Raw genomic sequence first — 25,577 nt, forward strand, 5'->3', positions numbered from 1 at the left:
AGGCCGCCTCTCGGCGGTCGTTCTTCAGGCGAAGTCGCGATTGGCGACTTCGCTCAGAATCTGTCCTAGCACTTGCTCGATGGAAAGATTGGTGGAATCCAGATGAACCGCATCGTCTGCCGGTTTCAGCGGAGCCACTTCACGTCCGGTATCGCGCTCATCGCGCGCCCGTATCTCATCGAGAAGACTCGCGAGATTAACATCATCACCCTTGCCCTTCAACTGCAGGTAGCGCCTGCGGGCTCTTTCTTCGGCGCTGGCGGTCAGGAATATCTTCAAAGGTGCGTCAGGGAATACCACAGTGCCCATGTCGCGCCCGTCCGCGACTAGGCCGGGCGGCTCGCGAAATGCCTTCTGCCGCTGCAGAAGCGCCTCACGAACGACCGGCAATGCCGCGACCTGCGACGCCCCAGCTCCGACTTGCTCGTTACGAATTGCCTGAGTTACGTCCTCTCCCTCGAGAACGATCTGCATCCCGTTACCGCCTTTCGATGCGCCGAACTGCACGTCCAGATGAGCAGCCAATAGTTTGAGCGCCTCTTCATTGGTCAGGTCCACACCATGGTTACGCGCGGCAAAGGCTAGCAAACGGTACAGCGCGCCGGAATCGAGAAAATTCCAGCCCAGCTTGGCCGCCAGCAATGCGGCGACGGTCCCTTTGCCGGAGCCGCTGGGACCATCAATGGTGATGACCGGGACCTGCCAGATCATGAATTATCCTCCACACCTACCCGCATTCCAGCACGCTCTGCCAGTGCCAGGAAGTTCGGGAACGACGTCGCGACGTTCGCGCAATCATGGATACGGATCGGGGCATTGGCCCGAAGTGCGGCGACGCTGAAAGACATCGCGATACGGTGATCGCCGTGCGCCCAGACTTCACCACCACCGATGCCGGCCCCACCTTCGATGATAATCCCGTCTGGCGTTGGCGTGGCAATCACACCCAGCGCTTGCAGACCATCGGCCATAACCTGGATGCGGTCGGATTCCTTGACGCGCAACTCCTCCGCACCGCGTAACGTGGTCCGGCCTTGTGCACAAGAGGCCGCGACGAACAATACCGGGAATTCATCGATGGCGAGTGGCACGAGGTCTTCGGGAATATCGATACCCTTGAGCTGGGCAGCCCGCACACGGATATCGGCAACCGGCTCACCACCCACTTCACGGATGTTGGTCAGTTCGATATCCGCGCCCATCAGCTTGAGGATGTCGATTACGCCTGTACGGGTCGGATTCACGCCAACGTGCTCGAGCGTGATATCGGAACCAGGCGCAATGCTCGCAGCCACCATGAAGAATGCCGAGGAGGAAATATCGGCAGGCACCTCGATCTGCGCCGAACGCAAGGTGTGACCGGATTCAACCGTAGCAGTGTTGCCTTTGACGCTTACGGGATAACCGAAACCTTGCAGCATCCGTTCAGTGTGATCCCGCGTCGGCGCCGGCTCGGAGACGGATGTCTTCTCTGCGGCATAAAGGCCTGCCAGCAGCAGACATGATTTGACCTGGGCACTGGCCATTGGCATGTCGTAATGCATGCCTGAAAGCTTCTGACCACCGCGAATGGTCAACGGCGGTCGTCCTTCAGGGGCCGTTTCGATCACGGCACCCATCTCGCGCAGAGGTTTGGCGACACGGTTCATCGGGCGCTTTGATAGCGACGCGTCACCGGTAAGTGTCGTGTCGAACGGCTGCGCTGCCAGCAGGCCGGACAGCAGACGCATGGAAGTGCCCGAGTTACCCAGATAGATTGGTCCGGGAGGCGCCTTCAAACCATGCAGTCCGACGCCGTGCACCGTGACGCGACCCTGGTTTGGTCCTTCGATGACCACGCCCATGTCGCGGAATGCCTGAATGGTTGCCAGCGCATCCTCGCCTTCAAGAAAGCCCTCCACCTCGGTGGTGCCCTCAGCCAGAGAGCCGAGCATGATCGAACGGTGAGAAATGGATTTGTCGCCAGGTACGCGAAGGTGGCCGCTGAGGCTGCCGCCGGGATTGGCAAGGAAGATCAGATCTTTGGAATGCATAACGTCCACATAGGCTCTGCGAGCCAGTATTTTGCTGAAATGTTCCCGGGCCGCCTTGGCGCGCGTGAACACGCCCAATAAGGTATGCCCGTCTCCTTCATCGACCGCAGCGCGCAGTGCGTCGAGGTCGGCACGAAAATCGTCTAGGGTATGCAGCACTGCCTTGCGATTGGCGAGGAAGATGTCGTGCCACATGACCGGATCACTGCCTGCGATGCGGGTGAAATCGCGAAATCCGCCGGCGGCATAACGGAATATCTCAAGATTCTCGTTACGCTTCGCCAGCGAGTCCACGAGACCGAACGCTAATAGGTGCGGCAGATGGCTGGTCGCTGCAAGCACTTCGTCATGATGCTCAACACCCATGTGCTCCACATCTGCGCCAAGCGTACGCCATAGCCCATCGACAAGCGCCAGCGCTGCAGGATCAGTATCTTCAAGGGGCGTGAGGATCACTTTGTGCCTGCGGAAAAGCGTGCTTTTGGCAGCCGTTACACCACTCTGTTCCGAGCCGGCTATAGGATGTCCAGGCACGAAACGGGACGGCATCTGACCGAACTGTTCGCGTGCGCAGCGCACCACATTGCCCTTGGCGCTACCGACGTCTGTGAGCACAGCATGCCCAAGGTCGAGCAATGCGAGCTCGGCTAACAGACGCTCCATTGCGAGGATGGGGACGGCTAACTGAATGACGTCCGCACCCCGACAAGCTTCCTCGAGGCTGTCCGCGCAGCGATCCACCACGCCCAGGTCGACCGCCAGTTCCCGGGAGCGAGGGTCGAGATCGAAACCGACCACCTCCCCACAGCATCCGCTTTCACGCAGCCCTTTGGCGAACGAACCACCAATCAGGCCCAGGCCAACAACGACCAGACGGCCAATCATCGGCGTGCCTGCCGGCAGTTCATGTGCTCGACTCAATGTCCTAGCGCCTTGCGCAACGCAATGAGGAAGCGCGCATTCTCTGCCTCGGTACCAATGGACACCCGCAGGAAAGTCGGCATCCCGTAACCCGCGACCGGACGCACGATGACACCATCGCGTAGCAGAGTCTGATTGATAGGCGCCGCATCTCGACCCAGATCAACTGCAATAAAGTTGCCGCGAGAAGGAATCCAATCCAGCCCAAGCGCCCTGAATCCGGTTTCGAGCTGAAGCATGCCAGCAGCGTTGCAGGCCCGGCTGTCAGCCAGGTAGCCATCATCGTCAAGGGCGGCGCATGCCGCTGCGAGGGCGAGGCTGTTGACATTGAATGGCTGACGTACGCGATTCAGCACGTCGGCAATTGTCGCCGAGCTGATCGCGTAACCAACTCGCAAAGCGGCCAGCCCATAAGCTTTGGAAAAGGTCCGAGAGACCAGCAGATTGGGATGTGCGGCCAGGAAGTTCAGCCCATCCGGCAGTTCGCCGCCTTCGGCATACTCGATGTAGGCCTCATCAAGCACAACCAGAACCCGCTCGGGCACGCCAGTGAGGAAGCGCTCCAGCGCATCCGGACCGAACCAGGTGCCCGTTGGATTGTTAGGGTTGGCGATGAATACGACACGGGTGTTGTCGTCGATGGCAGCCAGCATGGCGTCGAGATCGTGCCCCCATTGCCGGGCCGGGACCGGCCTCGCCTGTGCGCCGACAGCCTGGGTTGCGATCGGGTAAACCGCAAATGCGTGCTCGCTGAAGACTGCATTGAGTCCCGGTGCGAGATAGGCACGCGCGACCAGCTCTAAGATGTCATTGGACCCGTTGCCGAGCGTTACCTGCTCGACGCCAACAGCGTATCGCTTGGCAAGCTTGCTCTTGAGGACGAAACCGTTGCCATCCGGATAACGGGTTAGCTCCTCAAGCTGCGCCTTAATTGCCGCGATAGCCTTTGGACTGGGCCCCAGCGGGTTCTCATTGCTGGCCAGTTTGACGATGGTAGCGGGATCGAGATCTAACTCGCGCGCCAGTTCGTCCACTGGCTTGCCCGGCACATAAGGTGACAGCTTTTGTACGCCTGGCTGTGCCAGGGCGAGAAAATCACAGCTCATACATTAAGCCCCAAGCTTACGCGGCCAGCGGCAAGAAAAAGCCATTGCGCGTGGCTTGTAGCTTGCCGCTTCCGGCTGTTTTTAAAGTACTGCTTTCGGATAAGACCCCAGCACCTTCAGCGCAACCGCTTCGCTGCCGATCTTTTCCAGGACGTCCTTGATGAGCGGTTCCTGGTGATGGCCGATGCAATCGATGAAGAAAACATAGGTCCACTTGCCGCTACGTGATGGACGAGTTTCGATACGTGTCAGATCGATGCCGTTGGAATGAAATGGCATCAACAACTCATGCAACGCGCCTGGCTTGTTGCGCATGGAAACGATGATCGAGGTCTTGTCGTCGCCAGTGGGTGGTACTTCCTGGCTACCGATGATGAGAAAGCGTGTCGAGTTGTCTGGGCGATCCTCGATCTTTTCGGCAATCTTGGTCAGGCCATAGAGTTGTGCGGCCATGTCACCGGCGATTGCTGCGGAATTCCACTCGCTCTTGACGCGCTTCGCCGCGTCCGCATTGCTGGAAACTGCAACCCGCTCAACGTTCGGATAGTGGGCATCCAACCACTTGCGACACTGCGCAAGCGACTGAGCGTGTGAATAAATGCGGGTGATTCGGTCGGTCTTGGTCGTTTCGCCCACCAGCAGATGATGGTGAATCCTCAGCTCGACCTCGCCACAGATAACGATGTCGTGCTCCAGGAAACTGTCAAGCGTGTGGTTCACAGCGCCTTCGGTAGAGTTCTCCACCGGCACCACACCAAAGTTGACTGCCCCGGCAACGACCTCCCGGAAGACTTCGTCGATCGCTGCCATTGGCTTGCTGATTACGGCCTGACCGAAATGCTTAAGGGCTGCCGCCTGAGAAAAGGTGCCTTCAGGGCCGAGGTAGGCGACGCGCAGCGGCTGTTCCAGCGCAAGGCAGGAGGACATGATCTCGCGAAACAAACGAGCCACTTCCTCATTATCCAGAGGCCCTTTGTTGAGCTCCATGATGTGCTTGAGCACCCAGGCCTCGCGCTCTGGTCGATAGAAGACTGCCTCTTCGCCTTCGGCAAGAGAAGCAGTCTTGACCCGAGCTACATCCTGGGCGCAACGGGCACGCTCGCTGATCAGCTCGAGGATTTTCTCGTCGAGGCTGTCGATGCGAACACGCAGCGCCTTGAGCCGGTCGACATCACTCATCAGCCGTGCTCCTTCTCGAATTCACGCATATAGGCAACCAGGACCTCGACCGCATCCAGGCCGACTGCGTTATAGATGGAGGCACGCATCCCACCTACCGAGCGATGCCCCTTCAAATTGAGCAGGCCTCGCGCATCAGCCCCAGCAAGGAAGGTCTTATCCAGCTGCTCGTCGGCGAGCCGGAACGGGACATTCATCCACGAGCGTGCATTAGTGGCGATCGGATTGGAGTAGAAGTCACTGGAATCGATCACGCCGTAGAGAAGATCTTTCTTGGCGCGATTCCGCTCTTCCATTGCCTCGACACCGCCCTGCTCCTTCAGCCACTGGAACACCAAGCCCGAGAGATACCAGGAGAAGGTTGCGGGGGTGTTGTACATGGAGCCGTTGTCGGCTGCGACCTTGTAATTCAACATCGTTGGGCAACTTGAGCGCGCGCGGCCGAGCAAGTCTTCGCGAACGATCACTACCACCAACCCGGAAGGGCCGATGTTCTTCTGCGCGCCAGCGTAAATCAGGCCGAAACGGGAAACGTCCAGCTTGCGAGAAAGGATATCGGAAGACATATCGACCACAAGCGGGGTATCGCCAACGTCGGGAACCCAGTCGAATTGCAGACCACCGATGGTCTCGTTACTGGCGTAGTGCAGGTACGCCGCATCTGCGCTTAGCTTCCACTCATTCTGACCGGGGATAGCGAAGTAGTCGTAAGGTTTGGCGCTCGCAGCAACATTGATATGCCCGTAACGATTGGCTTCTTCGATGCTCTTCCGCGACCAGATGCCTGTATCGATGTAGTCGGCGACGCCGTCTTCAGGCAACAGATTTAGCGGAATCTCGGCGAACTGCTGGCTGGCGCCACCTTGCAGGAAGAGCACCTTATAGTTCGACGGGATGCTCAGCAGGTCGCGCAGATCCTGCTCGGCTTTTTCCGCGATGGCGGTGTATTCGTCACTGCGATGGCTCATTTCCATGACGGACAGACCTAGACCTTGCCAGTCAAGAAGTTCAGCCTGGGCGCGCTGTAGCACGGCCTCAGGTAGCGCGGCAGGGCCGGCACAGAAGTTAAAGGCGCGTTTGCTCATCTTCGTTCTCTCAAAACGGTCGATACTTTGCTTGCACCGTCACGGCGATAGCCAGGTCCGGTGGTTGCTGTTCCTTCATCTGCAGCAGAGCCCACAACAAAACGACGGCGAGCCTTCAGGGCTGCGCCGTCGTTCTATCAGTTGTCGTCGTCGGTGGGGACTACGTCTGGAGGTACGTCACCGCCGCCGCCAAGCAGGTCATCTTCGCTTGGCTCGGTGCTGACGACCGGCATTTCCTTGTCCAGTGCGTCCTCGTCGATTACCGCCTCGATGTCATCCAGAACGTCTTCCTCGGAGGGTTCCTGAACCCTTTCGAGACCGACCAGATGCTCGTTCTTGCCCAGCTTGATCAACGTAACGCCCTGCGTGTTACGACCCAACGAAGAAACTTCGTCTACCCGCGTGCGCACCAGCGTTCCCTGATCGGAAATCAGCATGATCTCCTCACCAGGCTGCACCTGAACCGCGCCGACCAAGGGGCCGTTACGGTCGTTGGATACCATGGCGATTACGCCCTGACCGCCACGTCCGCGACGCGGGAACTCGTCCAGCACGGTGCGTTTGCCATAGCCGTTGAGGCTGGCCGTCAGAATCTGAGCATCCGGCTCTGGAATGAGCATGGAGATCAGACGCTGACCCTCCGGCAGACGCATACCACGGACGCCGCGGGCAGTACGGCCCATGGTGCGGACGTTCTTTTCCTTGAAGCGGATGACCTTGCCACCATCGGAGAACAGCATGACTTCACGGGCGCCATCGGTGACAGCCGCAGCAATCAGGGTGTCCCCTTCTTCCAGTCCGAGCGCGATCAGACCCACGCTGCGTGGACGACTGAACTGAGAAAGCGGAGTCTTCTTGACGGTACCTTTGGCAGTTGCCATGAAGATAAAGGTGCCGGTTGGCTCATCGACGGAGTCATCGGTCTCGTCGCCCTCGATGGCTTCTTCGACCTCGTCGCTTTCGCTGATGATTTCCGCGTCTTCGATATCTTCGTCACCGTTCAGCTGCTGCTGACGCGCCGCTTCGATATCGACCTGCAACATCGCGGTGATGTGCTCGCCTTCTGACAACGGCAGCAGATTGACCAGCGGACGGCCGCGCGAGGTGCGCGACGCCTCGGGAATCTCATAGGTCTTGAGCCAGTACACCTTGCCTTTGCTGGAAAACAGCAGCAGCGTGGTGTGACTATTGGCGACCAGCAGGTGTTCGACGTAGTCCTCTTCCTTGACCCCGGTTGCAGCCTTGCCACGTCCACCCCGGCGTTGTGCCTGGTAGGCGGCCAATGGCTGCGACTTGGCGTAGCCACCATGAGAAATGGTGACCACGCGCTCTTCTTCGGTGATCAGGTCGGCGAGCGTCAGATCCAGGCGCGTCTCGAGAATCTCGGTGCGACGCGCATCGCCGAAGTCGCGCTTCACGCCTTCGAGCTCTTCGCGGATCACTTCCATCAGGCGAACAGGGTTGGTCAGGATGCGGATCAACTCACCAATCTGCGTCAGGATTTCCTGATACTCGCTGAGCAGTTTTTCATGCTCAAGCCCGGTCAGGCGATGCAGGCGCAGGTCAAGAATGGCCTGCGCCTGCTCTGGGGAAAGGTAATACTTGCCGTCGCGCAGGCCGTATTGAGGATCAAGGCCCTCAGGCCGGCAGGAGTCGGCACCGGCACGTTCGACCATCGATTCAACGGCGCTGGATTCCCAGGCTTCGGCAATCAATGCTTCCTTTGCTTCGGCCGGCGTTGGCGAAGCTTTGATCAGCGCGATCACGGGGTCGATGTTCGAGAGTGCGACAGCCTGACCTTCGAGAATGTGCCCACGCTCACGCGCCTTGCGCAGTTCGTAGACGGTCCGACGAGTCACGACTTCGCGGCGGTGGCGAACGAAGGCTTCAAGCAGCTCTTTCAGATTCAGCGTGCGCGGCTGGCCATCGATAAGCGCTACGACGTTAATGCCGAATACGCTCTGCAGCTGGGTCTGAGCGTAGAGGTTGTTAAGCACGACCTCAGGCACTTCACCACGGCGCAGCTCGATAACGACACGCATACCGTCCTTGTCGGACTCGTCGCGAAGCTCGGTGATGCCTTCGAGCTTCTTTTCCTTGACCAGCTCAGCAATCTTCTCGATCAGCCGCGCCTTGTTCAGCTGATAAGGCAGTTCGGTGATAACGATCTGCTGACGGCCACCGACCTTGTCGATATCTTCGATGATCGAGCGCGCACGCATATAAATGCGGCCACGACCGGTGCGGTAGGCTTCTACGATACCCGCACGACCGTTGATGATGCCTGCTGTCGGGAAATCCGGTCCCGGGATGAACTGCATGAGCTCATCGATGGTGATGTCGGCGTTCTCGATCAGTGCCAGGCACCCGTCGATCACTTCACTTAGGTTGTGCGGCGGGATGTTGGTCGCCATGCCCACCGCGATACCGCTGGAACCGTTGACCAGCAGGTTCGGGACTTTGGTCGGCATGACCGCCGGAATCTGCTCGGTGCCATCGTAGTTGGGCACCCAATCGACGGTTTCCTTATCCAGATCCGCCAGCAGTTCATGCGCCAGCTTGGCCATCCGCACTTCGGTGTATCGCATGGCTGCAGCGTTATCGCCGTCGACCGAACCGAAGTTGCCTTGACCGTCAACGAGCATGTAGCGCAGCGAGAAAGGCTGCGCCATACGCACGATGGTGTCGTAAACCGCCGAGTCACCGTGAGGGTGGTATTTACCGATCACGTCACCGACCACACGGGCGGATTTCTTGTACGGCTTGTTCCAGTCGTTACCCAGCTCGCTCATGGCAAAAAGCACACGGCGATGCACAGGCTTCAATCCGTCGCGCGCATCCGGCAGCGCACGACCGACGATTACGCTCATCGCGTAATCGAGGTAGGACTGCTTGAGTTCGTCTTCGATATTGACCGGGAGGATTTCTTTGGCCAGTTCGCCCATGGAAGCCTGGTTCCTTATAGTCAGCAGGGTCCTGCGATTAAGCGCGGAATGGTATCACAGCTGGCGAGCCGGAGGCTCCAGGAAGCACATCCCGAGATATGAAGCCCGGGCTGTACTCAGATGGATCAATGCAGCCGTTTACGGCTCATCAACGCAGCGAGCTTGGAAGCATTGGGCCGCTCCACGACTCCTTTCTCCGTCACGATGGCGTCGATCAGATCAGCTGGAGTGACATCGAACACCGGATTGAATGCCTCGACATCTGCTGCGAATCGCTGTCCGTTGACCTCAAGCAGCTCATGACCGGCGCGCTCCTCAATGGGAATGTCATCGCCGGTTTCAAGATCCATGTCGATAGTGGAGCTTGGCGCCACCACCATGAACCGCACGCCATGATGCATGGCCAGCACGGCAAGCTGGTAGGTGCCGATCTTGTTCGCAACGTCGCCATTTGCAGTGATTCGGTCAGCGCCAACGATCACCCAGGTGATGCCACGGGTTTTCATCAAATGCGCAGCAGCCGAGTCGGCATTCAGGGTGACCGGCACGCCCTCACCTGCCAGCTCCCATGCAGTCAGCCGGGAGCCCTGCAGCCAGGGTCGGGTTTCATCGGCGTAGACGCACTCGACCAGACCTTCAAGATGCGCACCACGAATTACGCCGAGCGCGGTGCCAAATCCCCCAGTCGCCAGAGCGCCGGTATTGCAATGGGTCAGTAGGTTCTGGGGGTTACCCTGGTGCTTGCGGATCAGATCGACGCCAAACTGTGCCATGGTCAAGTTGGCTTCACGGTCGCTTGCATGGATAGAGGCAGCCTGGGCTTCGGCAGCCATCAGCGGATCTTCGCCAGGCTTGAGGCGGTCCAGGCGTTCACGCATCTGATTCAGTGCCCAGAACAAATTGACGGCAGTAGGACGTGAGTCGGCGAGGGCTGCAAAATCGGCCTCAAGCGCCGCGCGCCAATCACCGCCTTCGCTAAGGCGCGCCTTGAGGCCCAGAGCCAACCCGTACGCCGCACTGATGCCGATGGCCGGCGCGCCACGCACGACCATGTCGCGAATGGCCGTAGCTACCGCGGCAGCCGAATCATAGCTATGCCAGATCTCTTCAAGGGGCAGCTTGCGCTGGTCGAGCAAACGTAGTTGCCCGCCCTGCCACTCGATAGCCTTCACTTTTTCGGCGGCCAACAAACGCTCGCGCATTGCAATCCTCTCTTGATTAGCGGCGGCCGTTGGCGAGTGCGTGTACACCGCATACCGATCTGCTTAAAACAAAGAAGCCCGAGCGCTTTCGCGCCGGGCTTCTTCGCGTGAACAGGTCGGGACGGCATCCCGCATGCTCGCCTTGCACCGTTACCCGGGCGCGAATCCTAATCGACTGATTTTACTAGCACAAGCAATGACGCGCCCGAGCAAAATCCTGCGCACTCGCTGGTCGAGCTCAAAGCGTGCATATACCGAAACCATTACAAACAATAAAGATTCGCATTAACATGCGCATCTAACCATATACTCGGTAAATGCCATGCACTGTCGCCTTCCCATGCGTCACCTTCTTCTGGCGCTACATACTGCTTGTATCATCGTTCCTGCCGTTTCGCTGAGCACGACCGCTCAGGCTCAAAATTTGAGCAGCGATGCTGAATCAGACGCTTCAGTATTTTAATTGCAACGCAAGCCGTGATCGCCAGCGAAGCTGAACGCGCTGGCCCCATCGATGGTTACGTTGCGACGCGTACGCAAACCGGAAGCAAGACGGACACCCCTGTTCTTCAGATTCCGCAGTCCATCAGCGTAATCACGGCGGACCGGATACGAGATCAGGGTGCGCGTACGCTTCAGGACACCTTGCGATACACCGCGGGCGTGCGCGGCGAGGCCTACGGACTCGATAGTCGTGGGGACTTTGCAATGGTGCGAGGCGCGTCGCCAGCTCTGTTCCTTGATGGTTTGCAGCAGAGCTTTGGCAGTTACACGAACACCCGTACCGATCCCTTCACACTCGAGCGAATCGAAGTGTTGAAAGGGCCTTCATCCATGCTGTACGGACAAAGCCCGATCGGCGGGTTGGTCAATCAGGTCAGCAAGCGGCCCCGCACAGCGCAGAAGACACAGCTGCAATTGCAGTATGGGAATTACGACCGTAAGGAGATCGCCCTCGATACCACTGGGCCACTAAACGATGACGGCAGCCTGCTTTATCGTGTAGTGGCCATTGCGAACGAGAGCGGCAGCCAGGTCAACCATGTCGATAGTGAGCGGCTGGTGCTAATGCCATCAATAACCTGGCGGCCCAACGAAGATGTGGAGTGGACATTGCTGGCCAACATCCAGCGGGACGAAAGCGTTCCAAGTTCCATGTTCTTGCCCCATCGTGGCACGGTTCTCGACGCTCCTTTGGGACGCTTTGACACGGACCTGTTCTCAGGCGAGCCGGGATTCGACGAATACGACACTGAACAGCTCGCCCTGACCTCACAATTCAGTTGGCGGCTGAATGACGTCTGGACCATGCGCCAGAATCTGCGCTACCAAGAGAGTGAAGTCAGCTACCAACAGATTTATGGCTGGGCCCCGGTTCTGCTGGGGGACAACCGTACTGTCAACAGGATCTTCTATGGCGCCAAGACCGACGTGGATGTCTGGGTTGCAGACCACAACGCCGAAGCGTTGTTCGATACTGGTGCCATCCAACACACGCTGTTGGTCGGTATGGACTATCAACATGCGCTGACTCATCAGAAACGCGCCGGAGGCAGTGCGACACTACTTGATCTGTACGACCCAGTCTATGGCACCTTCGATCCATCTATCGTGACCTATACCGATCAGCCGGATCAAACCCTCGCCCAGCAAGGTCTCTACCTTCAGGACCAGATGAGATACGAGCATTGGCTGCTGACGCTTGGCTTGCGCAAGGACTGGGCAGACAATCGCACTGAAGGCGGTACTCGGCAGAAGGATGACGCTGTTACCGGGCGCGTTGGGCTGACATACCTTTTCGACAATGGCATCGCGCCGTACATCAGCTATAGCGAGTCGTTCGTCCCTACGATTGGCCTGGATGCCAACAAGGAATCCTTCAAGCCGAAGGAAGGCGAGCAGTGGGAAATGGGCGTCAAGTATCAGCCAGCGGGAAGCCAGAGCCTCTATACCGCCGCCGTGTTCGATCTGCGAGAGCAGAATCGCCAGATGCCGGACCCAAACAACCCGAACAACACAGTGCAAACAGGCGAAGTCAGAATTCGTGGCCTCGAACTCGAAGCCTTAGCGGCGATCACACCGATGTGGGATCTGATTGCGACCTATACACGTCTCGACACTGAAATCACTAAAGGCGCAGCAGTGGAAGAAGGGTCTCGTATTGCCTCCATTCCTGAAAACATGGCATCGCTCTGGTCGCAACATCGCTTTTCGCTGTTCGGCGTTCCAGGCTTTGAAGCAGGTGCCGGCGTCCGCTATGTCGGCGCCAGTTGGGATGGGCGAGACACGTTGAAGACACCTTCGACCACGCTCTTCGATGCCATGCTTGGCTATCAATATCAGGACTGGGCATTCCGCCTCAACGCGACCAATCTTGAAGACGAAACCTACTACACCACTTGCCTCGCGCGCGGCGACTGCTTCGTCGGCAATCGGCGTACGGTAGTGGGTAGCGTCAGCTACAGCTTCTGATGAGCAATTGAAACAAGCGCTCTGCAAATCAAGTGGGCATGAGCGTTTGATCCAGCCCGCATCAGTGCGGGCTGGCTTCCGTATCAAGACATCAGCATCAGCCCCTATCAGGCGCAGAAAGCACGCCTGAATCTACGATTTCAAGATCGGCAGGCTGCTCAAGGGCAAGTTATGAGCGACAAGCGACGCTTCATCGCATCGACTTGACCTCCACTGAGGCAAAACAGAATACTGTATCCATATACAGTATTATGGATTTGCTGTTCATCATGAACTCCGTCGTCTCCCTAGATCGACTTATCGATGCACGCCGATTGTGGCGAGGCCAGACGAGTGTCGTATCGCCTAATACCCAGCCAACCGGGCATGCACCTCTCGATGCGGTATTGCCTGGCGGCGGCTGGCCTGAATCGGCATTGAGTGAAATCCTTTTCGATACCACGGGCATCGGTGAGCTACGGCTGCTCTGGCCGACCTTGGCGCGCTTGACTGCAACCGGCGAGCGCGTGGTGCTGGTGGCTCCGCCTCATGTGCCCTACCCCCATGCCTGGCTGAACGCCGGAATAGATTTGCGCCAGCTGACCATCATCCATGCATCGCCACGCGATGCGCTCTGGTCTGCAGAACAATGCCTGCGATCAGGCAGCTGTGGCGCGGTTCTGTGCTGGCCACAGCAGCCCGATGACCGTGCTTTGCGGCGCCTGCAGGTCGCTGCCGAAACCGGTCAGACATTGGCCTTCGCCTATCGTCCGCTGCAGGAAGCTGTGAATCCCTCTCCAGCAGCCCTGCGCTTGGCCGTTGAATCACAGCCGCCACAATTGCGCGTGCTCAAGTGTCGTGGCGGTCTGGCTCCGGCAGCTCCGATTCCAGCTTCGGCGTGGCACTGAGATGCTCTGGGCTTGCATCCTGCTGCCGCAGCTGGCCATGGATGGCGTGCTGCGAAGCCGGGCCGACCCGCAAGCTGCACTTGCACTCTTGGGCGGTACGCCTCAGCGCCGCGTGCTGCAGGCGATCAATCCCGCCGCCCGCGCACTCGGCCTCAAGCCGGGGCAAACCCTGATCGCCGCTCAAGCGCTAACCCGCGCTTTCGAAACTGCTGACTACGACCACACAGCAATCGAGAGTTGGCAGAAATTTCTCGCAGCATGGGCTTATGGATTTAGCTCGCAAGTGAGCCTGCATTACCCCCGTTGTTTGCTAATGGAAGTGCAATCGAGCCTGGGCCTATTCGGGCCATGGCCCAGACTGGAGGCTCGCCTGCGTGAGGAACTCAGCGCACTGGGGTTTGGACATCGCATCACTCTTGCGCCCAATCCGGCCGCTGCCCGAGTACTTGCCAATGTTCATGACGGACTGGCGGTAACGGATACCGAGTCGCTGCATAACGTGCTTTGCAACTTGCCGGTGGATCGTCTCGGGTTGTCCCGCGATGCAGCCACAGCGCTTACGCGCATGGGACTGCGGACGTTCAAGCAGCTGCTCGCACTTCCGCGTGACGGGCTCGCACGACGCTTCCCGCCTGAGGCGCTAAGGCATCTCGATACCCTGCTTGAGCATCGCCCTTTGGGTTTGGATTTCTACAGACCACCCGACCACTTCGAGGCGCGAATAGAGCTGAACTTCGAAGTCGAATCACATCAGGCATTGCTGTTCCCGCTGCGCCGGTTGACTGGCGATCTTGCTGCCTACCTGGCTGGGCGCGACAGCGGTGTTCAACAGTTCACCTTGCAGCTTGAACACCGCAAGCAGGCCGATAGCCAGGTGCCTGTCGGCTTGTTAAGCGCTGAGCGTGATCCAGCCATGTTATTCGAGCTCACACGCGGCCGCCTGGAGCACCTGCAATTACCGGCGCCAGTCCTGGCACTGCGCTTGGTCGCCCAGCAATTGCCTGCGTTCGTTCCAGAGCATCGCGAGCTGTTTGATGAGCGTCCGCAGCAATCCCTGCCTTGGGAGCAGTTACGTGAACGACTTCGGGCTCGCCTGGGCGACGACGCTGTGCAAGGGCTCGCCGCGCGTGCCGATCATCGCCCTGAGTGCGCGTGGCAGTCTTCGTACCCGAGTCGACTTGAATCATATCCACCTACCGGGGCTCGCCCCGGCTGGCTGCTGGCCGAACCACAATCAATGCATGAAGCATCGCTGCATATCCTCGCAGGGCCGGAGCGGATCGAGTCCGGCTGGTGGGACGGGGGCGACGTGCGCCGCGACTATTACCTGATCGAGACCCGCACTGGTCAGCGCGGCTGGGCCTTTCGCTCGCTCACTGGAGGGCCGCTGCTATTGCACGGCTGGTTCGCATGATTGGTGAGTATGCCGAACTGCATTGTTTGTCCAATTTCAGCTTTCAGCGAGGCGCCTCCAGTGCCAAGGAGCTATTCGAACGTGCCGCACAGCACCGATACCGGGCGCTGGCGATCACCGACGAATGCACGCTGGCTGGTATCGTCAGGGCCTGGCAGGCGTCGAAAAAATCTGAACTGCCGTTGATCATCGGCAGCGAGATGCAGATCGAACGCGGGCCTAAACTGGTCCTGCTGGTGGAAAATCTGGCCGGATACCAGGCCCTATGCCGGTTGATTACCCGAGCTAGGCGCCGCGCCGAGAAAGGCAGCTATAAGCTTCTGCCCGAGGACTTCACGGACTCCCTTGATGGGCTCATAGCGATCTGGCTTGCTCAAACGGACGATGCAGAGGCGCAGGGCTGCTGGCTACACGAACGCTTCAAGGATCGCCTTTGGCTCGGTATCGAGCTTCATCGCGGGCCAGACGATCAATCTAGCCTTAGGCAGCTGCAGAGGCTTGCTTCGCAAGTGGGAATACCGGCCGTTGCCTGTGGTGATGTACACATGCATGCCCGCGGCCGGCGCGCTCTGCAAGACTGCATGAGCGGGATCCGCCACCACACTCCGGTCGCAGAAGCCGGACGTTTTCTTTTTCCCAACGGCGAGCGTCATCTGCGGCGTCCCGATGAGTTGGCTCAACTGTACCCCGCCGACCTACTCGCCGAAACGCTACGTATCGCCGAGCGCTGCGTTTTCGATCTCGGCCAATTGCGCTACCAGTATCCGCGCGAACTGGTGCCCAGCGGCCATGACGCCACCACCTGGCTGCGAAAACTGGTCGAGGATGGCGCTCGCTGGCGCTGGCCTGCAGGTGCGACGGACAAAGCACGCGCGCAGATCGAGCATGAACTCCAACTGATCGCCGAACTGGAGTACGAGAGCTACTTCCTCACCGTTCACGATATCGTTCGCTTCGCCCGAGAACAGCACATTCTCTGTCAGGGACGCGGCTCGGCAGCCAACTCCACCGTGTGTTTCGTACTGGGTATCACTGAGCTGGACCCCGCCCGAAGCAAGCTGCTGTTCGAACGATTCCTGTCCCGTGAACGTAATGAACCGCCGGACATAGATGTCGACTTCGAGCATGAGCGCCGCGAGGAAGTGATCCAGTACGTGTTCCGCCGGTATGGGCGCGAGCGTGCTGCGCTAACAGCGGTGGCAAGCACTTATCACGCAACAGGTGCAATCCGTGATGTAGCAAAATCCCTGAGTCTGCCGGTGGATCAGATCAATGCGTTGGCTGATTGCTGTGGTCGCTGGAGTGATCGAATCCCTGATGATGAGCGCTTGCGCGAGGCCGGCTTCGATCCGGGCAGCCCCGTCCTGCGACGTGTGCTGGTACTCACCGGTGAGCTGATTGGTTTTCCCCGCCACTTATCTCAGCATCCCGGGGGCTTCGTCATTTCCGAACAAGCGCTGGACACGCTGGTGCCCGTGGAAAACGCCAGCATGGCTGACCGCACGGTGATCCAGTGGGACAAGGACGATCTCGACCTCGTCGGTCTGCTCAAGGTCGATGTGCTCGCACTTGGCATGCTCAGCGCGCTGCGCCGCTGCTTCAACCTCATCGAACACTATCGCGGTACGCGCTGGACGATCGCCACCCTGCCGCAGGAAGACCGTAAAACCTACGAGATGATCAGCCGCGCCGACACCGTGGGCGTCTTTCAGATCGAGTCCCGCGCGCAGATGGCCATGCTGCCGCGCCTGCGACCGAGGACTTTCTATGATCTTGTCATCCAGGTCGCCATCGTTCGCCCAGGGCCAATCCAGGGCGACATGGTTCACCCCTACCTGCGAAGGCGCAATAAGGAAGAGCCAGAAGATTATCCTGCCGAGGAATTGCGGCCCGTGTTCGAGCGCACCCTTGGTGTGCCGCTGTTTCAAGAGCAGGTAATGGAGCTGGCCATAGTCGCGGCTCAGTTCACACCGGGCGAGGCAGACGAACTGCGCCGCGCCATGGCCGCCTGGAAACGTCATGGCGGCCTGGAGCCTCATCGCCAGCGCCTCACCGAGCGCATGCTCGCCAGAGGTTATGAACCAGAGTTCACGGCGCGGATCTTCGAACAGATCAAGGGATTCGGCAGCTACGGTTTCCCCGAATCCCACGCTGCGAGCTTCGCCCTCCTCACATACGCCAGTTGCTGGCTGAAATGTCACGAGCCAGCCGCCTACGCCTGCGCCCTGATCAATAGTTGGCCGATGGGCTTTTACAATCCCGATCAGATTCTCCAGGACGCTCGGCGACACGGCCTGGAAATTCGCCCGGTGGATGTCCATCACAGCGACTGGGATTGCAGCCTCGAGCCGACGCCCACTGATCAGCCAGCGATTCGCCTGGGCTTGCGGCTGGTGCGTGGATTTCGCCAGGAAGATGCGCGGTGCATCGAGACGGCTCGTCAGCAGCAGCCGTTTTGCTCGATTGACGATCTGTGCTTGCGCGCCCGCCTTGACGCGCGGGCTCGCGAGGGATTGGCGGGCGCCGGCGCCCTGCGTGAACTGACTGGACACCGGCACCGTGCGCGCTGGGCGGTAGCGGGGTTCGAAACTCAGTTACCGTTATTTGCAGAGCACGCTGTCACTCAGGAAACAGCCGTACCTTTACCGCTGCCGACCGTGGGCGAAGAGCTGATGACAGACTACGCAGCACTGGGCACCACGCTGGGGCCCCACCCAATGGCACTGTTACGTGACAGGCTCAAGAACCAGCGGTGTAGGAGTTCACGCGAACTGGCGGATGTCGAACATGGCCGGCTGGTCAGTGTCGCCGGGCTGGTTATCGGCCGCCAACGCCCGCAGACCGCGAGCGGTGTCATCTTCGTCACGCTGGAAGATGAGTTCGGCATGATCAATGTGATTGTCTGGCGTGATCTGGCCGAGCGTTACCGGCGTGCGCTCATTCAGTCGCAAATGCTGCGCATCGATGGACATCTCGAATCGGCGAGCGGAGTACGCCACGTGATCGCTGGGCGGCTCCGCGATCTAACCTCGATGCTGACAGGACTGGACGTGCGCAGTCGGGATTTTCAATGAGCTGGTTACACGCAATCGAAGCCGCTTCTACGCCGCCCAACTAAGCCGCAGGTTGCTCACTCACACTCCCGGTCGCGTTCTCCAACCAACCGAGCAAGCGAATCGCATCCTGTTGATCGTCGCCACAAAACATGGCGTCGGCCTTGAAATCGGCGCAGACAGAGGGCCTGACTGGGTTACCGAATAGGCCACAGAGATTTCTGTCGGAAAGATGCAGGCATCGCTCCCCCGCCGGTTTACCCATGGGCATACCAGGCATTGGGGAGCTTATCGAAGGGGCGATACAACAGGCACCACAACCGGGACGGCAAATCATACCAGATACCGAAATGGAAAAAATCGGGCTGCGATGATAATGGCTGTCCAGGCAAAAAACACTTGCGGTCAAGAATCGGCATCTGAGCGCTTGCGGGCACTCGTCCGGCCCCCTAGCATTTGCCATCGCCCCGGAGTCAAACAGTCATGCCCATCTGGATTCAGACCGCAGCACTGCTCTGCGTGTCCAACCTTTTCATGACCTTCGCCTGGTACGGTCACCTCAAGACGCTCAATGGCAAACCCTGGCTGATAGCCGCGTTGATCAGCTGGGGCATCGCCCTGTTCGAATACCTGATCATGGTGCCCGCCAACCGCATCGGCTACACCGAGCTATCGATAGGCCAGCTGAAGATCATGCAGGAAGTGATTACCTTGGCCATCTTCGTGCCGTTCAGCGTGATGTACATGCAGCAACCCCTGAAGCTCGACTATCTGTGGGCGGGGCTGTGTTTGCTCGGTGCGGTTTATTTCATCTTTCGTTCGTAAACGGTACCCGATGGGCTTAGCCAACCGCTTCGCTCTTGAAAAGGGGATCTGGTGACGGCGCCGAACCGCTTCGGCATACTGGCCACCCTTTTCCGTCCCTAGAGATTTCCGAATGTTCAAGGTCAACGAGTACTTCGACGGCACCGTCAAATCCATCGCCTTCGACATGGCGGCCGGCCCCGCCACCATCGGTGTCATGGCGCCTGGCGAATATGAGTTCGGGACCAACCAGTTGGAAGTCATGCACGTCGTCGCCGGCAGCCTGGACGTGAAACTGCCCGGAAGCGAGAACTACAAAACCTTTGGTGCAGGCACCCAGTTCACTGTACCGGCGAACAGCAAGTTTCAGCTGACGGTAGCCGAGGCGACTGCGTATTTGTGTGAGTACCGGTAAACGATTTTTGCCGGTCTAGAGCTGCAAAGCTTAACGGTGGATGGATGAAGCGTCCTCCACCGATGCGCAGGCAACGGAGATACTTCAAAGCTCGATCCTGAGTCGACTTAACTCATTGAACATAGGCTTGATGAACGTGCTTCGACCCGTTTAACCGAGTCAACTCTCCAACCAGTCGCTCTCGCTCCGCACGATCGGATTGCTGAAGCTCGTCATACAAACACGACAGCTCTGCAAGCTGCTTACGCATCTCTGGGGCGAACGCATCTTCGTCGCACAACGCAGCCACCAAGGTGCGGCACTCTTCGTCCATCACCGCTATGGCTTCCCAATCGCCTGCCGCCAGACCGTCGCGCAGCCTGCCAGCCAACGTAGCCAATACCTGTTTGCGCAACAGCATGAGCGTCCTCAATGAAATCGAATGGTATGCAAGAACCCAGAGAACAAAAACTAGCGGCCCCGAAACCGCCGATTTACGCCTTTGGTGCAATCTGATCCCAAGCTAGCTTAATCTCGCCTAGCAGCTTGCCCACTTCGTTCAGCTTCTCAATATCATTATGCCGGCTCGCCTCAAATAGCCGCATTGTCATGTACTCGTAAAGGCTGTCGAGGTTTTCTGCCAGCTCACCTCCCACGCTTTTGTCGAGAGCTTGCCGCAGCCCACCAACGATGTTGATGGCCTTGCCAACAAGCTCGCCTTTTTCGGCAAAAGCAGCGCGCTCCATAGCGCCTTTCGCCTGGGCGATACGATCAAGACCACCCTGCATCAACATCTGGATCAAGCGATGCGGATCAGCCTCGTTGACCTGGACCTTTACGCCAACTTGCTGATACTGCTTCATTGCTGTCATAGCGTTCATCTGGATGAGCCCCTTGCCACATCAGTTTGCATGAAAAGCTTATCGGTCGAGCGCGCTCAAGCTTGATAGCGATCCCGGACTTTAAATGAAAAAACCGCCTAGCCGGGCGGTTTAGTTCATTAAAGGTAGGGTCTACCTCTTCGAATTGCTTGCCGCCCATGGGAGATTTTCAAGGGATGCTAGCAAGCTTGAGGAGGTGTTCGATAGTTGGCCAACCAACATATCCATCGCGTTGAACTGTTTATAAAGACGCTCCTGCAACGAGGTGATACGTCGATTGAGGTCTTCCTTCTGCTTGTCGATAACAGAAATGGTCTCGGTCATTTGCTTGTTGCGCTGTTCTAGAATGCCGCCAGTTTCAGTGTATGGCTTTAGCTTAGCATCGAGACGTGTCGCCAAACCCGTGTCGCCGGTGAATAGACCAGAAAGCTGATCGAAATTGTCTGCCAGTGCCTTGTCGAGCATTTTGCTATCGACCGCCAGGGTGCCATCTTTCTGAGTAGTAATACCAATATCAGTGAGGGCTCGGATGCTTCCGTCACCTTGGACTTTGACGAGCTCGTTGCGGATAGTACTGAGTAGCGCACGGGCAGTCGCGTCACCGACTAGCGCTCCTGTTACGGGGGCCTTGCCGTCACCCACGGGCGTGACCCTAGTCTCCGCACTGATGAAGCCGACAAGTTTGTTGTAAGCATCAACGAAAGACTGAACCTGCTTTTTGACACCGCCCTTGTCTAGGCCAACTGTCACCGTGAGCGGCGCGTCCGCTTCGGTTTTTGCCTGGAGAGTCAATGTCACGCCTTCAATAGTCTTGTCGAGCGTGTTTGATTTACTCGTTACAGGCAACCCATCGATGGTCAAGGATGCGCTAGCCGCCGCAGCCAGCACCTTTGGCGCGCCGGGGTCACCGGTAGCATCGGCTGGCCCGGCGAAAGCCAGCTTTCCAAGATCACCGGTGGCGTTCTCCACCTTAACGGTGATGTCCTCCAGCTCGCCCGTAGTCGAGCTGCTCAACACTAAGCGCGACCCATCATTGTCAGTCACGATGGTCGCCGTTAGCCCCCCCTCGCCTCCGGCCTTGTTTATAGCATCACGAATGCCAGCCAATGTATTGTTGCTGGCATCCACGTCTATAGCAGGCAATGCATTACTGCCAATACTGACTGTTAGCCGGCCAGTTCCGAGCGACACGGGAGCATCCAGATTGTCTGCAATAGCCCGCAACGCAACCTTGCTGCTGGTTGCGAGCTGACTTACTTCAATCTTGTAACTTCCAGCCCCAGCGGTTACGCCGGCAGTCACTGACAATTTATCTGGCTTGCTCGAAGTGGCAGAACGAGCCTGAAAAAGCTCGGGCTTGTTAAGCGCGCCCAATGCCGTTTGGAATTCCCCAATCGCACCTTTCAAGGCACCAACAGCAGTTATCTGCGTGGTGGTTTTCTTTTCGAGCCTGGCAAGCTGCGTCTCTTTTGGCGCACGCTCCGCCGCCACCATACTGGCGACGATGCTGTCGATGTCGATTCCAGAACCGATGCCTGATACGCCAGCCATAGCCTTACCTCGTCAAGAAATTGTTAGCCGGGAAGCCTCGATACAAAAATCGTACCGTCAAGCTTTGGCTTTAAACATCAAACTGCGCATCTCATCCAATCGCTCTGTAAGGCGAAGGATCTCTTCTGACGGTATCTGCCGAACGACCTTGCCCGAATCACCATCAATTACCTTAACAACTACATCGCCAGTAGAATCGTCGACGCTGAAGCTAAGGTCACGCTGGATACTCTGCACCTGCGATCGAAATCTTTCGACCAGGTCGGTCATGTTTTCTTGGCCTTTCGCCCCTTTGTCTTCATCCGACTTCTGGGGCTTATCGAACGAAGAAAACCCAGACTCCTTATGAAGGCTGGGCAACGATCCAATTGTTCCTGGCGATGGAATACCGCCCGTAATTTTTCCGACGTCCATTGATTCACCTCTCATGAATCAATGGAGGTAGAGCGCCGCCCTACCTCCATCGTCACCGCCTTCTGCCTGATTACTGCAGCAGACTCAGAACTGCCTGCGGCAGCTGCTTGGCCTGGGCGAGGATCGCAGTACCTGCCTGCTGCAGAATCTGGTTTTTGCTCAGGTTGGCAGTTTCTGCAGCAAAGTCGGTGTCCTGGATACGGCCACGAGCGGCAGATACGTTTTCACCAATGTTTTGCAAGTTCGCAATGGTGTTGTCGAACCGATTCTGCACAGCACCAAGAGACGATCTTTGATCATCGATGGAGGCAAGTGCTCCGTCAATGACCGAGATTGCGCTGTTGGCGCCCTCACGGGTCCCGACACTTACAGCGTTTACGCTGGCGAGCGTGCTGGTATTCGTCGGTGCTGCAAGCAAGCTATTCGTCGCAGCGTTCGAACTCACAGTATGGCTGCCGGACGAGTTAAATGTAATTTCGCCTTGCACAACTGTAGAGTTTGTGCCGCCTTCAGTCAGGGTTTGTACTGCGCCAAAGTTAGCGGTGTTGTCAGTATTACGACCTTGCACAGTGATAGCTTGCGCAGCAGCTGCATCGTTACTGTAAGCTTCGATCGCAATGTTAGAACCGTCGGTTGCAACCAGCTCCATGGAGTTGCCGTTAGATACTGCTGTGACACCAGTTGTCGACGCAAACTCGTTAATCTTTGAAGCAAGGCCGGAAAGGTCAGAAGTGTTGGAGATATTTACTGAAATCGCCTGGCCGTTTAGGTTGAAACTGCTGGTGCCAGCGGTGAAGCCACCTACCTGAGCCCTAGTGAGTGCGCTAGCACTTACACCTGTATTAGCAGTTTGTGCATTGACCGCTGAAACAATCGCCTTCGATGAGTCACCCGCGTTGACGGCCGCGGTAGCAGTACCTGTACCGCCAGTAATTGTCAGCGTTTGAGCTGTAACCAACGACGTGGCAGTGCCCGCTGTTGCAGTTGCGGCACCTGCAGACAGACCAGCAGAAAGGGTACGGTTAGCACCAAGATTGGTAGCCTTAGCGCTGCTAAGCGTTACACCGATTGTCTCGTTCGCATTAGCGCCCACTTGGAACTGTGCAGTACCAAAACTACCGTCTAGAAGTTTACGGCCACCGAAACTGGTGGTTTCGGCGATACGGGTCAGCTCATTCTTCAGCTGAGTAACTTCTTTTTGCAGCGAAGAGCGGTCAGTTGCGCTATTGGAGTCGTTTGCTGATTGCAGAGCCAGGTCACGCATACGCTGAAGAAGGTTAGTTGATTGCTGCAGAGCGCCTTCGGCCGTCTGAGAGAGGGAAATACCATCGTTAGCGTTACGAACGGCAACACCCAGACCGTTAATCTGGCTCGTGAGGCGGTTGGAAATTTGCAGGCCGGCGGCGTCGTCTTTGGCGCTATTGATGCGGCTACCGGTGGAGAGGCGTTGCATTGAAGTTGCCAAAGCGTTCGAGGAGTTGCTGAGATTGCGCTGAGTATTGAGCGACGCAATGTTAGTGTTGACTGTAAGAGCCATGATGTGCCTCCAAGGGCGCTAGTTACTTTGGTTGCCTGAGCTTGCGACTCCGGGCCGGCTTTTGCCCAGGCACCCATTGAGTTCGCATTCGATTAGCTTATCGGCGTCGTTTCGGTGAGCTTTAGGAGGCGGTGAAAATATTTTTAGTCAAGCCCCGAGAACACCTGGTACGACACCAGCGAACTCACAACCAAGCGAGCGCGCCTGCAGAGGTTTTCGGACAGCTAGCGAAATTCTTTAATGAAGAATGAGGCGATGCGACTGAAAGGGGCTCAACAACTGGACTTGCCCCTCACAAACCGGATACCGCAACCCCGTTAAGTTGATGCTGCGGCCAACCGCCTGAACTCCCGAGGCGAACGGCACTTCAGGGCGCTGTGCGCTTCGTTGTAGTGTACGAAAGCAATCGCCAGATTGCGTAGCGCAGTTAGTCGAACCGGCCTATGCATATGGGTGATGTAGTCGCGCTTCACCGTCTTCATAAAGCACTCAGCCATGCCGTCGTTCTGCGGGCTACACGCAGATGTGGTCAGCGGCATCAAACCTATCTCACGTGCTTGTTCAGCGGTGTACGCCGAGCCGTTATCGCTCAGCCATTGGATCGCAATGGCACGCCGCGCCTGTCCAAAACGTTTCTCGACGGCTTCGAGCCTGACGTCGCGGACGTCGTCACCGCGGTAGCCACCTCGGGCTGGCTACCGAACTGACCGCCTCGCGGTCGCGGCAGTCCTAGGCAAAAGTTACACGCAGCTTGGCGCCATCGCCACAACGAAATTAAAACCGTCCGAGTACCAACGGGTATTGCTCGTATCCAGCGCTACCTTACCTTCATAACGACGCGCCATACCCGGTTGCTTGCGACGCCTCTCCAGCAACAGGTCATGGCCGCGCATGACCCGATCTATCCGTTTTCATGGCAAACACCGGATCGGCCTGCTTCCGGAGAAGCCCCATAGCCGGCGATAGCAATAGCTGGGCAAGTCGGAGATTGAGGCATTGATCCGATCCACCAGCGCTGCGTCATTGAGCACACGTGGCCGCCGAGCTTTCTAATCTTTAGGGGCCTGTTTGATTCGAGCCGTCAATTGCGAACGAGACACACCGAGACTTTTGCTGACCAGTTTCACTTGTCGCTCCCAGGACACAAAGGTGAGTGTGCGATCCATTTTCGCAACCCATCCTGTGCCGCGAGGCCTCACCACCGATACCAGCAGTAGGATGGCGTTGAGCGAAGCGATACCCATCAAGTCCGAGCCCCATCGATGGGTATCGCAGGCTCGACCCATCCTACGGACACGACGCCTCGAACGGGCGATACCCACAGCTTTCTAGAGGACTTCGGCTTCCATGGTCTTCTTGGCTCTCGCGTACCATGTGAGCTTCCTCCACGCTGCAGCGGCGGCGCTCCTGGCCAAGCAATTCAATGTGCATCCCAATCATCGCCAATATATTTCTAAGCCAAACAAACGCTGTGAAAGGCGTCCATCTTCGAATGCTGGTGCAGGGAAACGGTGGAACATCTATAAGCGCTTGCTCGGCTGCACAGTCCGATAAAAGCTGTGTGGGACGATCACCAATTGATGTCAGTAGTGACTCATCCCGGCCTGAAGAAGCCTCAATGCCTCGGCATTAGTGGAGTCTATCGTCTCGCGAATATAAACATCCCAGCCCAAACGATCGGCCATATCACGGATCTGCC

20 protein-coding genes are annotated in these 25,577 nt (G+C 57.8%); 6 read left to right on the forward strand and 14 right to left on the reverse strand.

The window, feature by feature from the left end; all coding sequences use genetic code 11:
• Positions 1–24: 24 nt before the first annotated feature.
• From cmk to mtnA, 7 genes are all read right to left on the reverse strand, one after another.
• Positions 25–711 carry a (d)CMP kinase gene (cmk, locus tag NA619_RS10175; protein WP_255961733.1) on the reverse strand — a complete coding sequence of 229 codons (687 nt, stop codon included), beginning with the start codon at positions 709–711 and terminating at the stop codon, positions 25–27.
• Positions 708–2,918 carry a bifunctional prephenate dehydrogenase/3-phosphoshikimate 1-carboxyvinyltransferase gene (locus NA619_RS10180; protein ID WP_255961768.1) on the reverse strand — a complete coding sequence of 737 codons (2,211 nt, stop codon included), beginning with the start codon at positions 2,916–2,918 and terminating at the stop codon, positions 708–710. The genes cmk and NA619_RS10180 overlap by 4 nt, the downstream gene beginning before the upstream one ends.
• A 32-nt stretch (positions 2,919–2,950) precedes the next feature.
• Positions 2,951–4,060, reverse strand: coding sequence for a histidinol-phosphate transaminase (gene hisC, locus NA619_RS10185; protein WP_255961735.1), 1,110 nt, complete (start codon positions 4,058–4,060; stop codon positions 2,951–2,953).
• An 81-nt stretch (positions 4,061–4,141) separates the two neighbouring features.
• Positions 4,142–5,239: a prephenate dehydratase gene (gene pheA, locus NA619_RS10190; RefSeq protein ID WP_255961736.1), complete on the reverse strand. Its 1,098-nt coding sequence runs from the start codon at positions 5,237–5,239 to the stop codon at positions 4,142–4,144.
• Positions 5,239–6,324 (reverse strand): 3-phosphoserine/phosphohydroxythreonine transaminase, encoded by a 1,086-nt coding sequence (gene serC / locus NA619_RS10195; RefSeq protein WP_255961737.1) that lies wholly within the window; start codon positions 6,322–6,324, stop codon positions 5,239–5,241. The genes pheA and serC overlap by 1 nt, the downstream gene beginning before the upstream one ends.
• Before the next feature lie 137 nt (positions 6,325–6,461).
• Positions 6,462–9,269 carry a DNA gyrase subunit A gene (gyrA, locus tag NA619_RS10200; protein ID WP_255961738.1) on the reverse strand — a complete coding sequence of 936 codons (2,808 nt, stop codon included), beginning with the start codon at positions 9,267–9,269 and terminating at the stop codon, positions 6,462–6,464.
• 125 nt (positions 9,270–9,394) lie between these two features.
• On the reverse strand, positions 9,395–10,471 hold the full coding sequence (mtnA, locus tag NA619_RS10205) for an S-methyl-5-thioribose-1-phosphate isomerase (RefSeq protein ID WP_255961739.1): 1,077 nt from the start codon (positions 10,469–10,471) through the stop codon (positions 9,395–9,397).
• 477 nt (positions 10,472–10,948) lie between these two features.
• Between mtnA and NA619_RS10210 the strand changes: the two genes are divergently transcribed.
• From NA619_RS10210 to NA619_RS10225, 4 genes are all read left to right on the forward strand, one after another.
• Complete coding sequence (locus tag NA619_RS10210; RefSeq protein WP_255961740.1) at positions 10,949–12,943, forward strand: TonB-dependent siderophore receptor; 1,995 nt, start codon at positions 10,949–10,951, stop codon at positions 12,941–12,943.
• Positions 12,944–13,212: 269 nt separating this feature from the next.
• Positions 13,213–13,830, forward strand: a complete 618-nt coding sequence (imuA, locus tag NA619_RS10215; protein ID WP_255961741.1) for a translesion DNA synthesis-associated protein ImuA — start codon at positions 13,213–13,215, stop codon at positions 13,828–13,830.
• Between the two features lies 1 nt (position 13,831).
• Positions 13,832–15,244: a Y-family DNA polymerase gene (locus tag NA619_RS10220; protein ID WP_255961742.1), complete on the forward strand. Its 1,413-nt coding sequence runs from the start codon at positions 13,832–13,834 to the stop codon at positions 15,242–15,244.
• Complete coding sequence (locus NA619_RS10225; RefSeq protein ID WP_255961743.1) at positions 15,241–18,318, forward strand: error-prone DNA polymerase; 3,078 nt, start codon at positions 15,241–15,243, stop codon at positions 18,316–18,318. The genes NA619_RS10220 and NA619_RS10225 overlap by 4 nt, the downstream gene beginning before the upstream one ends.
• Before the next feature lie 40 nt (positions 18,319–18,358).
• On the opposite strand, the gene NA619_RS10230 is transcribed toward NA619_RS10225, so the two are convergent.
• Positions 18,359–18,634: a YkgJ family cysteine cluster protein gene (locus tag NA619_RS10230; RefSeq protein ID WP_255961769.1), complete on the reverse strand. Its 276-nt coding sequence runs from the start codon at positions 18,632–18,634 to the stop codon at positions 18,359–18,361.
• Between the two features lie 146 nt (positions 18,635–18,780).
• Here NA619_RS10230 and NA619_RS10235 point away from each other — a divergent pair, with 146 nt between their 5' ends.
• Together NA619_RS10235 and NA619_RS10240 are read left to right on the forward strand one after the other, a co-directional pair.
• Positions 18,781–19,122, forward strand: coding sequence for a DMT family protein (locus tag NA619_RS10235; RefSeq protein WP_255961744.1), 342 nt, complete (start codon positions 18,781–18,783; stop codon positions 19,120–19,122).
• A gap of 112 nt (positions 19,123–19,234) precedes the next feature.
• Complete coding sequence (locus tag NA619_RS10240) at positions 19,235–19,516, forward strand: pyrimidine/purine nucleoside phosphorylase (RefSeq protein WP_255961745.1); 282 nt, start codon at positions 19,235–19,237, stop codon at positions 19,514–19,516.
• 112 nt (positions 19,517–19,628) lie between these two features.
• Here NA619_RS10240 and NA619_RS10245 read toward each other — a convergent pair whose 3' ends face one another.
• The 6 genes from NA619_RS10245 to NA619_RS10270 form a co-directional block, all read right to left on the reverse strand.
• Positions 19,629–19,916 carry a flagellar protein FliT gene (locus tag NA619_RS10245; protein WP_255961746.1) on the reverse strand — a complete coding sequence of 96 codons (288 nt, stop codon included), beginning with the start codon at positions 19,914–19,916 and terminating at the stop codon, positions 19,629–19,631.
• 73 nt (positions 19,917–19,989) lie between these two features.
• The gene (fliS, locus tag NA619_RS10250) at positions 19,990–20,376 is read right to left on the reverse strand and encodes a flagellar export chaperone FliS (protein ID WP_255961747.1); all 387 of its coding nucleotides are present in this window, start codon (positions 20,374–20,376) and stop codon (positions 19,990–19,992) included.
• Between the two features lie 132 nt (positions 20,377–20,508).
• Entirely contained in the window at positions 20,509–21,927 is a 1,419-nt protein-coding gene (gene fliD, locus NA619_RS10255) for a flagellar filament capping protein FliD (RefSeq protein WP_255961748.1), read from the reverse strand.
• 57 nt (positions 21,928–21,984) lie between these two features.
• Positions 21,985–22,341, reverse strand: a complete 357-nt coding sequence (locus NA619_RS10260) for a flagellar protein FlaG (RefSeq protein WP_255961749.1) — start codon at positions 22,339–22,341, stop codon at positions 21,985–21,987.
• A 70-nt stretch (positions 22,342–22,411) separates the two neighbouring features.
• Complete coding sequence (locus tag NA619_RS10265; protein WP_255961750.1) at positions 22,412–23,878, reverse strand: flagellin; 1,467 nt, start codon at positions 23,876–23,878, stop codon at positions 22,412–22,414.
• A gap of 740 nt (positions 23,879–24,618) precedes the next feature.
• Entirely contained in the window at positions 24,619–24,771 is a 153-nt protein-coding gene (locus tag NA619_RS10270) for a hypothetical protein (protein WP_255961751.1), read from the reverse strand.
• Positions 24,772–25,577: the final 806 nt, after the last annotated feature.

The organism is Stutzerimonas stutzeri (assembly GCF_024448895.1).
Lineage (GTDB): Bacteria > Pseudomonadota > Gammaproteobacteria > Pseudomonadales > Pseudomonadaceae > Stutzerimonas > Stutzerimonas stutzeri_Q.